Genomic DNA, 13,817 nt, shown 5'->3' with positions numbered 1-13,817 from the left:
GGAATAGACTACGAACACATTGAGCTATCTCAGTCTCCTTTATGCCGTCCGGAAGACAGTTCTCCGACACTCGCTTTGCTATTATGTTGCTCTATAAAAATGGGGGAGATGAAAGCATCATGATTTCGAAGATCATACAAGCGCTTGAAAAAGAGACGTACCACACCAAGGATTACCCAGAATTTTATGCCGAGCATACTCTTGATCCACAAGTATTTTCAATAGAAGTCCAAGGGCTAGGCCATATTTCCATGCCGCTTGATGTGCATGTTGTCGAATGTTTATTAAAGATTTCATCGCCCGCAAAATTTGGCTTGCGTGAGAAAACCTTGCTGGATAAAAAAGTACGTGATACGCATGAAATTCCTGCTGATCAATTGCGCATCACGTATGACAGGGAAATAATGCACAACATGTTGGAGGGTATGCGAAGTACTTTAGGCTTGCCAGAAAATGCGGTGCTTACGCCCCATTTGCATAATATGCTGATTTACACTCCGGGACAGTTTTTCAAAGCACATCAGGATTCAGAAAAAATCGATGGCATGATCGCGACTCTGATCGTGGTGCTCCCGTCAGCACATATTGGGGGAGATCTGATCATCACTCATGCAGGCCAACAGTATCGATTCACATCAGAAAATCTGGCTGATCAGACATTGAAGTGCATTGTATTTTATGCGGATTGCCAGCATGAAATCGAAAAAATAAAGCAAGGCTATCGGCTTGCTTTGACCTACAACGTTGTTCTTGAACCCGCTCAACTTCTTCCTTTTCAGGAGGAAAAATATGTTAACAAAAATCTTGAACAAGCGCTTGGGGATTATTTTAGTTCGCGAATAAATCAGGGAAATACGCCAATCAAACTGGGGTATTTTCTTGACCACAGTTATACCGAGCATAGTTTGAGATGGGATCTACTCAAAGGCGCTGATTATCAGAATGCACAGGCTTTTAGGCATGCAGCGAGGAAGCTTGGCCTGATACCTCATCTCGCGCTAGCGGATATCCACGAATCCTGGGCAGCCTATGGAGATGAAAATGATCCAGAGCCGGAGGAACTGGTTGACGGTGATACCACGCTTGTCTACTGGCTTGATACGGAAAACAGGCCAATGTCATATGGGGATAACTATTTTTCTGATGATGAAATTTGTTGGACAAAAGAATCGCAAAAAGAAGATTTGAGTGACTCTCAATACGAGGGTTGGATGGGTAATTACGGTAATACGATAGATTACTGGTACCGGCGTGCAGCAATAGTTCTGTGGCGTGAAGCGGATAATATATCGATGTGTTTCATTCTCGATTACGATCAAGCACTTGCCGATATCGTGAGCCTGACGCAAAAGCCAGGTTGCGCGGAGCCTATCATTGATATGATCAATCAAGCCGGTCGTTTTTTGTACCACAGACGCCAACAGGAAGCTCAAGAAAAGTACTTCATATCATTCACTCAGATCGCCGTCTATCTTCAAAGTGAAGAACTAGCCTGCACCTTGCTGAAGGAATTTTCCATTTCAGTCAGCGGGAAAGAAAGCGGTCTTGAAGCATTGATTAAACTACAAAATGTTTATGGCATTGCTTGGTGCCTGAGATTACTCGAGACCTGGCAAGCGCGTGATCAAGAGGATTACCATCGACGTGCTACAACACAAATTCAGTTAGATATAGATAAGTTGATACACAATTTTATAACTCAGGGCGGGGACATGCAGCTAGCGGTTTTTCTGGTACGTTATCATGTTGAAGCCATAATCAGGATGGACAAGCGACCGCTCACACCTGTTGAGTGCATGAAATCGCTAAACAGACGAATAACAGCACTCACAAAAATAATGTATGCCTGTGATGTGGTTGTCGATCATGTAGCAACTGAAAAAATCGTCAGGCACGTTATCTCACATGTGCAGTTATATCCAGAGCTAGAGTTAGCAGATCTCGTGCTGAATTTGCAAAAGAAAAGGACTAACAACCTGTCATCTGCATACAGTTTATTGCAAATGCATGTAGAAAAAGGTATCCATGAAGAATTAAATAAAGGATTGCGCAGCAAAGACGATTGGTCACTCGACGCCAAATTAGCCTGCACTTGTGATTATTGCAAAGTAGTCATGGAATTTGTGAAATCGAAAACCGAATCCACCAAGATATGGCCACTTGCCGCCCCGCATCGCGAACATATTATACGCAATATCAAGGAGACCACACTACCCATCAGTTTTGAGGTAAAAAAACAGGGCTCTCCCCACAAGTTGATCATAACGAAAAGTGATCTAATCTATAAACAAGCACAAGAAAGGTTCGAAAGAATAAAGATTGCTTCAGGGATGGAAAGCAGTCGTACATAGCTTTTCGGATAACGAAGATAGTGGATGTTCACCCTCACTCCTGAACACAACATGTAACCAATACGGCGTACAAGAAAAATGCGGTATAGTCATACCCCATGTTCGAATGAAACTGATAAAGGTAAGTCAGGGTATGCCAGTCATATTGAGATTTAAAGGCCATATGTTTTTTTCTATTCGAATGAGGGCGACCCACAGGAACCCCTCCATATTCATGTTAGAAATGCTGAACAATGAAGCCAAATTCTGGTTGATAGGCCTAGTACTACAGTCGTAGTTAATGCATATATAATGAAGAACCTCGAGATTGTTGGTATTTTACCCTATGCTATTAGATGATTTTGGTGGATTAGCGATTTTTGACAAATTAACGACCAGGCTGGGGAATTTATTTCATCGTTGTGAAACCCGTGAACGAGCAGCAGGCTATGTAAAGGCATTACTGAGCGAGTGTCAGCGAAAAACCAGCTGGCAACTGGCGGAATGGCTGGGTGGGTGCTCGCCTCATGGTATCAATATTTACTTGAACGTGCTGAGTGGGATGCGAATGCAGCGCGTGATGTGCTACGTGATTGGGTAGTAGAGCATCTGAGTTCTCCAGATGGCGTGCTTGTTGTGGATGAAACCGGGTTCATCAAAAAAGGCCGACACTCAGCAGGGGGTACAACGTCAGTACAACGGGGCGGGTAGAAAATTGCCAGACTGGTGTATTCCTGTGTTATGTGGGAAAGGGAAGCAGTGCTTTTATTGATCGAGAGTTATACTTGCCAAAAACGTGGATAGCAGACACAGCACGTTGCCGACAGGCAGGTATCCCTGATGAAGCCGACTTTAGCAGTAAGCCAGAATTAGCCCGCCAAATGTTAGCGCGGGCGTTTGATGCAGGTATACCGGCAAGTTGGGTCACGGCAGACTGTGTTTATGGAGGAGATCGCCATCTGCGTCGTTGGCGGGAAGAGAACCAGCAGCCCTTTGTGTTGGCAGTGCCTTGTAATGAACCACTGTGGTGTCAGCCATTTGTTTGCACGCAAGCCCAGGAAATGGCTAACGCATTACCGAATAAAGCCTGGCGTTCGGTTTCAGCGGGCGCAGGAAGTAAGGGAGAGCGTTGGTACGACTGAGCGCTGACTCCTCTATTTCGTTTGCAGCCAACATTTGCTGATAAGACGGCACAGGAAAAAACCGGATGAACGAGCCTATTATGTGGTCTTTGCCCCAAGGGAGAAGGCCTCGCTGGAAACGCTGGTTCAAGTGGCCGGTCAGTGTTGGCAGATTGAGCAGGGGTTCCAGATGACAAAAGGAGAATGTGGACTGGCTCATAATGATAACATCCTGGAAGACTTATATCCGATTTGTATTTACAATGCAAGTGAGAAAAATATCAGACTTTTTCATGGCGGCCACTTAAGCAGCTTAATAACCATTGATGGGCTATATCGATATAATATTTGAATTGCGTGTGAGCAATCGCCAATTTTTTGGTCTTGTAACTGGTGTTCAATCTGCCTCTTTAGATATGGCACTGTTAACAAATTACGATATAAAAGATAGAAATAGAGTATGAAACTTTTCCCGTAGTGTGAAAAATATTCATTCCCCAAAAAGCTTCTCCTTCACACTGTCTCGTTCCAGCTTATGCAAGCGTTCAAAAGACAATGTTGTCTGGGTAACACCTTGTACAACCTTATTGAGTGCACCATTATCTTGATTTGATGGATCCGATTTCATTGATTTCAATGTATTCTGTGCCGTTTCTTCTTGGATGATCTTCGCTGCTTTTTCGATAGCTATCGCCTGATTTTTTCGTTCAGGTTGCGTTTGTGCCTGACTCAGGGTTTTATCGTCAGGAACCAGAATATTACCGGTAATACGGTTAACGTTACTGGGTATCCCAACACCTGATAAACGGATTATCACCCCGCTTTCTGGGTAAACATGCGCGAGTCGTATAGCTTGCTGGATATCCGCTGCGAGTCGCGTTTCGCCATTACGACTGATCTGTAAGCCCGCAAATCTGGCATCCTGACTGCCCAGCACCCGTGGTTGGTGGTTTAGTTCTATTTTACTTGTCAGCGCTAATGATAAAAGACCGTAAATTGCTAATTTAATTTGTCCACTCAAGCCAGAATGCAGTTTCCTTTGTGGTGACAAAGCCATGAGGGAAATAAGCATGCTAAGAAGAGAGGACCACTACATGATAAAACAACGCCATCAACAGGGGGCATTTATTGTTGATATTGCCCATCAGATAGGGTGTTCAGAAAAAACGGTGAGACGGCACATTAGCTATCCTGCGCCGCCAACAGCAAAACGCGGTAAAAAACAGGTTGCTAAACTCGAGCCCTTTAAAGACTACATCGATTCAAGGTTGAGTGAACAGGTTTGGAATGCGGCGGTTATTTTTGAGGAAATCCGTGAAAAAGGCTACCGGGGTGGGAGTGCGATGCTCCGACGTTATATACATCCCAAACGTCCGCTCAGGGCCTCGAAAAACACGGTACGCTTTGAAACCCTCCCCGGTTATCAACTTCAACACGATTGGGGAGAAATCATCGTTGAGGTGGCAGGCTCTGCCTGTACGGTTAATTTTGCCGTTAATACGCTCGGTTTTTCGCGTCGCTTTCATGTCTTTGCTGCCCCTAAGCAAGATGCTGAGCACACGTATGAATCGCTGGTTCGCAGCTTCAATTACTTCGGTGGCAGCGTAAAAAATGTCTTGGTAGATAACCAAAAAGCCGCTGTTATCAAACATGGACAAAATGGCCACATCGAGTTCAATGCGGGCTTCCTGCAACTGGCTAATCACTATGGGTTTAGCCCTCGCGCCTGTAAGCCTTATCGACCGCAAACGAAAGGCAAAACCGAACGGATGGTGGGCTATGTTAAACACAATTTTTTCACTCGCTACCGTCAGTTTGAGAGTTTCGCTCATGTTAATCAACTGCTAGCGATGTGGCTGGCGAAAGTGGCAGACCAGCGTCATCTTCGTCAATTCAAGCAGACACCGGAAAATCGTTTTGCTGAGGAAAAAATAGCCTTGATGCCACTCCCTGCGACTGATTTCGATACCAGCTACTTCGACCTACGACAAGTGGCATGGGACAGCTATATCGATGTCAGAGGTAATCGCTATAGCGTGCCTTCATTCTGGTGTGGTCGTGCGGTTAATATTCGTATCGGTTTAGATAATACGCTACGTATTTACGGCGATGAGCAACTGCTCGCGACGCATCTCTTGCAGGAGGTAACGCAGGGCTGGCAAAAGGTGCCAGAACATCATCAAGCCCTTTGGCAACAGGTCAATCGAGTAGCGTCTCGTTCGCTCAGTGTGTATGAGGAGCTACTCTGATGGAAATGGAAAACTTGTTGATACGGTTAAAAATGGATTACCTGGGCGATGCGTTGGAGAGTTTATGTGAAGAAGCCACCAAGAAAGCACTGAACTACCGTGAATTTCTCCAGCAGGCATTAGCCCAGGAATGGAACGGGCGTCACCAAAAAGGCTTGGAATCGCGGTTAAAACAAGCACGTTTGCCGTGGATAAAAACCTTGGAGCAATTTGACTTTACTTTCCAACCAAGTATAGACAGGAAAATTATCCGCGAGCTGGCGGGGCTGAGGTTTGTCGAACATCATGAAAACGTCATTTTGTTAGGCCCACCTGGGGTAGGGAAAACGCATTTGGCGATAGCGCTGGCTGTCAAGGCAGCTACAGCTGGGCATCGGGTATTGTTTATGCCTCTGGATAGACTCTGCTGTACCTTAATGAAGGCAAAGCAAGAAAACCGTCTGGAACGCCAACTTCAGCAACTGTGCTATGCCAGGGTATTAATACTGGATGAAATCGGGTATTTACCGATGAATCGCGAAGAAGCTAGCCTATTTTTCAGGTTATTGAGCCGTCGTTATGAAAAGGCGAGCATCATTCTCACATCAAATAAAAGTTTTACTGATTGGGGGGACGTATTCGGTGATCACATTTTAGCAACTGCGATTTTAGACAGGCTTTTACATCATTCAACCACATTGAATATTAAAGGAGAAAGCTATCGACTCAAAAATAAACGCAAAGCAGGCATGTTGCCTATAAAAACGACTGATATTATCCAGGCGCCTGGAATAGAAACCCAACAGGAAAATTAGCAAAAACTGGACATTTTAAAGTAGCAAAAAGTGGTCAATCTAAAGTAGCGTTGACATACTTCCTTCTTGTTGCAGTCGGATTTCATCCAGGTAAACACCGGCGCGTTTACCGTTACTGTCCCATACCGGCAATGCTATATGGGGGGTGGGATATTTACGCCCTGGCGCAATAAATTTTGCCATTGATTCTCCCGATCCCAGGCCACGTGTTTGTAATAATTTACGTCCCAGCGCGGTATTTTGCATGGGTGTAGCGCTGGCTATCAATTGCTCTGCAATCTGAGCGGCTTTATCATTAGCACCGTGCAGTAAATCATGGGCTGTAGGGTACTTTTTTTGATGTTCTAGTGCCCTCAACCATTTCTCTCGGTCGTCGGTATACACCTGTACATGTTCTTTTGCGCGAGAGAGTGTCACATAACCTCCCTCCCGGGTCGCCCTATTTTTCCTGCTCCCTTCTGTTCCTTCCAGCGTAATAACATAGCGGGAACTGGCACCCTGTGCACCGTAAGAGGTGACGGCATAGGCAAGATCAATATGGCGATCTTCAATAGCTTGCTTTGGATCCAGGCGCTTGTTGTGTTCGCCGTGAGTGAGCGTGATGCTGCCGTTACTGTCTATTTTGCTCACTTGCCAGAGACTATTAGCCACATAGCCTCTATCATTATCACTGCGGGTAAAACGTAACTTGTCGCCAGTACTGACAAGAATTTCTCGCGGTTTATACAGCGCAATAGCCTGCGTGCTGTTCTCAAAATTTGATATCAGCTGCGCTTTTCCTTCGCTATCACGCAGTGTCACGATACCGGCTTTATCATCTATCCTGGCCACCGTGTAATACTGGCTGTTTATCAGTGCGATCTTGTCGATATGGGGAGAAAAGCTCGCAGCACGGCGTAATTCATTATGCAATGTGCGCACCGGCTCCAGAATAGATAATACAGATTCTGTATTGCCAAGCTCTCCCGCCGCCTGGAGTTGATGGTGAATTTGCGCGTTAATGGCGCAGCGATCTTCGTTTAGATGCGCCACGATGAGTGTATTGTTTCTGGCATCAACAGTACGTCCGCTATAATCCTGACTGATAGCGCTAATTATGTCAGTTGGCGCATCGCGGTTTTTCTGCTGTGATACTGTGTTTGTCTGTTTTACCTGCTCTTTTTTAAATTCCATCACCGATGCAGTGGGTGTCCATGCCTGTGGCTGGCGGGGAATGCGGTCAGGTGTCACTGTTTCTATTCGGTTTAAAGCGTCACGGGTATTTCCCTCAATCATGCTGTAAATAGCGGGTTTTAATGCCGGTGTCTGGCGTACGATGTCTTTCATTATTGCGATGTCACTGGCGCTGCGTTGTTGCATCAACTTAAAGGGCTGGCCGGGCTCAATCGCCTGTAGTTGGGCGCTATCTCCGCTGCTAATCGCCCGTCCGTGACCACGGCTGATCTGCTGATACAACTCGGCCATATCCCGGTTCCCCATCATCGAAGACTCATCAATGATAAATACCGTATTGTGATAATCTGGCGTTTCACCGGCTAATGCTTGTTGACGTGCTTCACTGAGAAAGGAAGCCAGTGTTTGTGACAGAATACCGGCTCCTTGCATTTCATGAACGGCACGGTGTGTCGGGGCGAGACCCATCACTTGTGGGCGCTGGTTTTCCGGTAAGCTCCCCATAGCGGCCATCACCGCTTTAAACTGAGTGGTTTTCCCTGTACCCGCAAACCCCTGGATAGCCAGAAACTGATCGGAACTTTTCAAGATCATGCAGGTTGCTGCTTTCTGGCCGTCAGTCAACCCCTCCAGGTATTGCGGTGGAATAGACGCCATGAGCGGTGTAACGGCATTCTTTCCCTGAGCGATGGTGCGAATGATGGATTTCTCCCTCTCATAAGTCACACGCGGCACCAGCCGCTCGGTATCAGAAATTGAGTTTATATTGATCAGATCGCCTTGCTTTTTTTGCTGCTCGATTTCAGCTTTAATCTGGTTAACCGTCACGTTAGGCGACCATCCCAGGGACGCTGAAATGAGCGTTAGGGCTGAGAAATCGATCCCCTGCGTTTGAGCACGACTCAATCCTAATGCCACCGATTGCTGTACCGGCGATAATAAATTTTCCCTGTTCTGGCTGATAGCTTTATCCAGATTATCCGTACCCGCTTGTGTTTTTACCTGTTCGCTGGCTAAACGATAATGAGGATGACTGATCAAGCGTTTTTCTGCACGATCTAACGGCATTGCGGTGTACAGCGTTGCTTTATCACCACTTCTCGCCAGTTGATTCAGTGTCGCGGCATTTAAATCACGCGCGCTGATGGCAGCCAATATCTGATTTTTGTCACTGACGCTGGCGCCCAGGCTTTCAACATAATCGGTTGAAAGTTTGAGGGCGCGTGATCTGTCCAATGTGAAGTTTTTGCCCTGGCTTTCTACCGTCACACCCGTTTTGCTGATGGCGGTGACTTTCAGTGCTTCATGGGCTTTTATTTTCCCTTTCATTTCTCGCCCAACCGCTTTGAGCTGTTCTCCGACCGCAACTGCTATTTGTTTTTGTGCAAACAGGCTCCAACTGCTGTCCAGCTTGTTAATTTTTTCGGCACGCACCTGGCCGGTTTCACTGATTAACCGCAGGGTATTGCTGTTGTCTATCACCTTGTCTATCTGATAGCGGTGCATCGCTTTCTTTTCATTATCCCACTGCTCCATCATCATCCCGGCGCGATAATTTTCACGCTGATGGCGGCTTTTGCTGTCCAACCAAACCGGTTGTAGTACTGATATTGTGGTATCGACTTTATCCAGTTGACCGGATGCCTTCAATTGGGTGCGTATCGCTGCGGTAAGCGCTGCCTGCTCCCGTTGCCCGTTAACCTGAGTAACCACCGCTGTTTTTGCCCATTTCATTTCTGCATAGGCTGAAGCCAGGGCTTCATAACGGATACGCTTATCGCTTTCACTGACAACAACAGTGGCTAATGGCTGGCTGCCGTAAAGCTGATAGTGGGGGACACCCGCTTCTTTCAGTACCGATAGCGCATTGCCTGTTCCAGGACGTTTCTCACTGTTCATAAACAGCAGCTGGACGCGCTGTTCTTGCCCCTTTTCCAGTAACAACAGTGTTTCTTTCAGTGTCAATTTTTCGGCTTGGTCGATGACCAGGGTACTTTGTGGTAGTAAGGTGAGTTCACCTGTAAGCTGGCTACGTGCTATCACTTGTCCGGCAAGGTGTTTTTCCTGCGCTAACCAAGCACCACTGCCTCGGTCTGCCGCCAAGATCTTCACCTCTCTTCCTTGAGAGAGGGTCATCATCACTGCATCCTTGATACGCTCGCGCTGAACGGCAGCTCCCCCTTGTCCAGACAAGATCGCCACTGGAGGTTTGTCCTGTGCCAGTACTGAATAAGCATCGACATAGGGGCGTTCTCGCACTTGTGCCCGTTCAGGAAATGACAGTACCCGATTTTCCCGCAGAGTCGTTTTAGCCAGCTGATGTAGACTTAGTTCATTAAGCAAGTGAATATCTGAGGTAAAAATGCCTTTTTCTTTATCCAGTGGGATCACCCGCTGTTGTTCAATCGCTGCTTCAATACCTTGACGCACCCGCTCGAATACACCTGGCTCTGCCGGTAGCTGCCCTACGGTCTTAGCCAGCAAATCGGAATAAGTGAATTGCACTTTGCTGTCACTCAATAGGGAAATCGAGTGGTTAACTGCCTGAGAGATATCGTTGGTTATGGTTTTGTTTTCCTGCATACTGGCCGTTTGTTTCTCTTGTTGATAGGCTTTGGTTCGGTTTATAAAATCAGCGAGATGAAAGCCGGTTTCTTGCAGACGTGCTTTCCATTCCGCCACCAGGATCAGGGGATCGGAGGCAACTTTAGCTTTGCGGGTATTGAGTACTGCAATATCACGGGTACGCAGCGAGGCGTCATTCTCTACTGTCTCACGGAGGGTTTGGCTACGTTGCGAAAAAGGCGTTACAGGGACACCTTCCATTTCCCATAGACCATTTTTGCCCGTTTCATGCGTTTTATAGCCCATTTTTTCGACAGCGTGACGCAATGAATGGCGATAAATCTTTCCCAACGCCACTTGATTGACCATCACGGTTTCTGAAAAACCGGTTTTCATTTTAGTGTCACTGGCTAGCGCACGCCATTTGCCTTCAGCATGAGTCGCATTCAATACCAACGCATGGGTATGTAACTGGGGATCAAGATCACGAGACGTATCATGATGGTAGAGAGCGGCGACAATATTGCCGGTCAGTACAGTAGCTGTTTTTTTATCTTTAGTGATGCGAGCACTGGACAGTGCCTCAACTTCCTGCATGGCAACAGAGACAGCGGCATTGTGTGCCTCAATAAAACGCTGATCACCGCCGATTAATGCCAATACAGAGACACTTTTGGGGGCGGAAAAGGTGAGATCATAACCGGTTCGGTGGGTTTCTTTACCCTTTACCTTACGAGAAATCTGGATACCATTGGGTAATATCCCCTGTTTAATCTGATCAAGCACCGTATCTTTTATCTGCCCAGACAAGCCGAGCATCTTGGCTCCTTCTCCCATCCAGCGAGAGCCTAAACTACCTAATACGTAATAATTATCCTGACTAGCATAATAACTCGCGTTACCCGCTATCGGGCTAATACTCATCATCAAAAGTATTCCCCGGGCTCATCTATTGCGTGATCGGCGCGGCGTGGGTTGATATTGACTTCCTCCTTGCGTGTCGATTTTCTGGTTTGCAATGGTTGGGTATATTGCCCATCTCTTGCATCATCCCTGATATCACCACATTCACCGACGTTGGGTATGGGTTTCATCGCTAGCGGATCTTCTCGACCGCCTCCAGCAGTGGTGCTGTCTGTCGCTGTTGGTTTAGCGGTAGATTTAGCCTTGGCTGTGTATTTCTGTGGGGCTGAGTTCTCATGAGAAAAAAGTAAATCCAACGCCTGACTGGCTTCCTCACTACGTTGCTCCAGTTCACTTTCAACGTGCGGATCAAGACTAGATTCAACATTGCGTAGTACCCATGGCTCGGCCACGTTAGCTAATTTTTGGTACTTGAGTGACATTCTGACCACAGGATAATGGCCTGGTAGGGTGACAAAACATGTTAAATCTTCCAGCATCTGCACATCGGTATAGCTGACAATATTCACGCGCTGTTCATCTTTGCCAAACGAGATCCCGTCCCGCACTTGTTCGGCACCAAAACTGGTCTGCTCGGAGAATTTTTTCTTTACCGTTTCGCCAATATCTTCCTCAACAAACTTTGCCACTTGTGCGCTGGGTGAGCGGAAAAAATATTTGGTGTTCAGCAGATCAAACATCGCTTCGGCAAATTTGCTGCCATAAATTTCTTCCAGTTGCGGGTAAGACTGGAATCCCAAGGCAAAGCATCCACCAAATTTACGTGCTTCTGCGATGATATAAGGCAGGCTGGGGAGTTTATGCAAAGAGGGTAATTCATCGATAAAAAACCAAACACGGCGCTGGCGGTTTTCTCCCATCGAAAGCAAGCTGTTGGCGGCTATGCCAAGCCACATCGAAATGACGGGTTTTAACGATTCATAATGATTCTGATGGGAGGTTACGAATAACCAGCCATTCTTGCCGCCATCTTTAACACCTTGCATCCACTGGCGGATAGTAAACTTTGGCTGGCCACTACGTTCGATACCCTGCAAATAACGCATCGCCTTAACATAATTGGTCAGTACACTACGGATAGAGATGGCGGTTTTTTCAATCTTACTGTCAATCAGCGCTGATGCCGGTGTACCGGCTAAAAATTCGCGCAATTTATCGAGTTTAATCGCAAGCAACGTGCGGAGAAATTTATTATAGCTACGGCCTTTATCTTGGCGCATACGCTGTGCCGCCTCAGCGAAAATGGTTCTGGCAGAGCCTTGCCAGAAAGGATCTTCAGATGAACCCATTGGGATCAGTGTGTTAGAGACGGTTTCCAAATCGGGCAGGGTTTGACATTCTTCCCACATGTCCCAGTTGGCACAGCGTTTATCCAGCGGATTTAACAGGATATCTTTCGATTCATCGTAATATTTATCAATAAAAGTGCAGCCCTTATCATAAATAATAACCAAATCACCCCGTTCACGTAGCAACGATAAAAACTTCCTGATCAGGGTAGATTTACCGGAGCCAACGGTGCCATGCAGACCAAAATTTTGCGTTTCACTGTCTTTTTTGATCGGCAGAGAGCCAATCTTGATATCCGACGCCTGCCCGCGTTTTCTCATCAAACGGGCAACCGCTTTAGGATCATTATTTAATACCCGTCCTCCGGTAATTTCATCCTCACTTTGCTTGCGACCTGTGCGCCCTAAATAGCAATAGAAAAATAACGCCACAAGAAAAACCACTATCATGGAAATTAATGCAGAAATGATTAATTCCTGTTTTAACAATTGACCACAATAAGCGGTGTAGGCGTCATTAATTATCTGATCCGTCGTATAGCTCAGCTTCTTGCCATAATAATTCAACGTATAACGAGTCGGGTTGACGCTATTTTTTAGTAGAGGATGGATACTCCATGCATACCAATACATCAAACCATTTATACTATTTTGCGTACTCACTCGAATAAATAGTGTCACTAGGGTTATGACCATAAATGACATGATCATATAATAAGAAATGAGGTTATTTATTTGCAGGAACATGCGCAGACGCATAAAAGCGACCTGCCCGCCCTGCGTTAAATGACGAAGATTCAGGCGCATTATTTTCTCAATGTAAAGCAGAATTGGACGCAGAAATAAATTAAAAAAATGATACCTCGCCTACGGAGAGTTAATTTACACTAACTTAATAATAATGGCTGTGATAGCAGCAATCGCACCAACAAAACCCGATGCAATGGCTACGAGATACCAAAATAATTTAGTGGTTTCTGCCTCTGTTTTCTTGCTGTCCAAATCTAGTTTAGAAAGTTCAGCATTTATCCTTGATGTTTCAGCCATAAGCTTTGCTATTTCTGCATATATTTTTTCTGATTCGTGATGATCCCCTGTCTTACTGGGCATTGAATTTCTTTCAAAGAGCTTTGTGTTAATTCATTTCCATTTAAAAATAAATAAATCGATCATATTAATTTTATTTGTCGATGTATCTCAATCATAATGATGATAAAAATAACACCCGCATGACTTTCTATTAAACGTTCTTTTTTATTAGGCAACAAGTCTATAGATACCCGTTCATCATAGATGTGCTCAGCGTGTTTTTTTCGTTCGGCGCACTATAAACCAACACATTGCGTTGATGTGCAATTATCGCCCGATCCAT

General features: G+C 45.8%; 10 protein-coding genes and 1 pseudogene. 7 read left to right on the top strand and 4 right to left on the bottom strand.

Annotated features, from left to right (window positions below; all coding sequences use genetic code 11):
• Positions 1–119 precede the first annotated feature (119 nt).
• The 5 genes and pseudogenes from AACL30_RS04280 (at position 120) to AACL30_RS04265 (ending at position 3,472) form a co-directional block, all read left to right on the top strand.
• Positions 120–2,351 carry a 2OG-Fe(II) oxygenase gene (locus AACL30_RS04280; RefSeq protein ID WP_339057830.1) on the top strand — a complete coding sequence of 744 codons (2,232 nt, stop codon included), beginning with the start codon at positions 120–122 and terminating at the stop codon, positions 2,349–2,351.
• Between the two features lie 133 nt (positions 2,352–2,484).
• Positions 2,485–2,604: pseudogene (locus tag AACL30_RS04275) on the top strand (DUF4160 domain-containing protein); the annotation flags it as partial.
• A gap of 72 nt (positions 2,605–2,676) precedes the next feature.
• Positions 2,677–2,931 carry a hypothetical protein gene (locus AACL30_RS04270; RefSeq protein ID WP_339057829.1) on the top strand — a complete coding sequence of 85 codons (255 nt, stop codon included), beginning with the start codon at positions 2,677–2,679 and terminating at the stop codon, positions 2,929–2,931.
• Positions 2,835–3,041, top strand: coding sequence for a transposase (locus AACL30_RS16380; RefSeq protein ID WP_422389572.1), 207 nt, complete (start codon positions 2,835–2,837; stop codon positions 3,039–3,041). Before AACL30_RS04270 ends, AACL30_RS16380 begins: the two co-directional genes overlap by 97 nt.
• 32 nt (positions 3,042–3,073) lie before the next feature.
• A complete protein-coding gene (locus tag AACL30_RS04265) occupies positions 3,074–3,472 on the top strand; it encodes a transposase (protein ID WP_422389571.1) in 399 nt (132 codons plus the stop codon).
• A gap of 469 nt (positions 3,473–3,941) precedes the next feature.
• Here the strand turns inward: AACL30_RS04265 and AACL30_RS04260 are convergent, their stop codons facing one another.
• Complete coding sequence (locus AACL30_RS04260; protein WP_339057828.1) at positions 3,942–4,523, bottom strand: conjugative transfer relaxase/helicase TraI domain-containing protein; 582 nt, start codon at positions 4,521–4,523, stop codon at positions 3,942–3,944.
• On the opposite strand from AACL30_RS04260, the gene istA reads away from it, so the two are divergent.
• Positions 4,522–5,700: an IS21 family transposase gene (gene istA, locus AACL30_RS04255; RefSeq protein ID WP_339056344.1), complete on the top strand. Its 1,179-nt coding sequence runs from the start codon at positions 4,522–4,524 to the stop codon at positions 5,698–5,700. The genes AACL30_RS04260 and istA overlap by 2 nt on opposite strands.
• On the top strand, positions 5,697–6,494 hold the full coding sequence (istB, locus tag AACL30_RS04250) for an IS21-like element helper ATPase IstB (protein ID WP_339058365.1): 798 nt from the start codon (positions 5,697–5,699) through the stop codon (positions 6,492–6,494). Before istA ends, istB begins: the two co-directional genes overlap by 4 nt.
• A 39-nt stretch (positions 6,495–6,533) precedes the next feature.
• Here the strand turns inward: istB and traI are convergent, their stop codons facing one another.
• The 3 genes from traI to AACL30_RS04235 form a co-directional block, all read right to left on the bottom strand.
• Positions 6,534–11,159 carry a conjugative transfer relaxase/helicase TraI gene (gene traI / locus AACL30_RS04245; protein WP_339057827.1) on the bottom strand — a complete coding sequence of 1,542 codons (4,626 nt, stop codon included), beginning with the start codon at positions 11,157–11,159 and terminating at the stop codon, positions 6,534–6,536.
• A complete protein-coding gene (gene traD, locus AACL30_RS04240) occupies positions 11,159–13,252 on the bottom strand; it encodes a type IV conjugative transfer system coupling protein TraD (protein WP_339057826.1) in 2,094 nt (697 codons plus the stop codon). The genes traI and traD overlap by 1 nt, the downstream gene beginning before the upstream one ends.
• 75 nt (positions 13,253–13,327) lie before the next feature.
• Positions 13,328–13,555, bottom strand: a complete 228-nt coding sequence (locus AACL30_RS04235) for a hypothetical protein (protein ID WP_339057825.1) — start codon at positions 13,553–13,555, stop codon at positions 13,328–13,330.
• Between the last annotated feature and the right edge of the window lie 262 nt (positions 13,556–13,817).

It is taken from the genome of Candidatus Regiella endosymbiont of Tuberolachnus salignus, from assembly GCF_964020115.1.
Classification (GTDB): Bacteria; Pseudomonadota; Gammaproteobacteria; order Enterobacterales; family Enterobacteriaceae; genus Regiella; species Regiella insecticola.
Note: the sequence above shows the minus strand (reverse complement) of the source record. Positions and strands in the feature narration are given on the sequence as shown.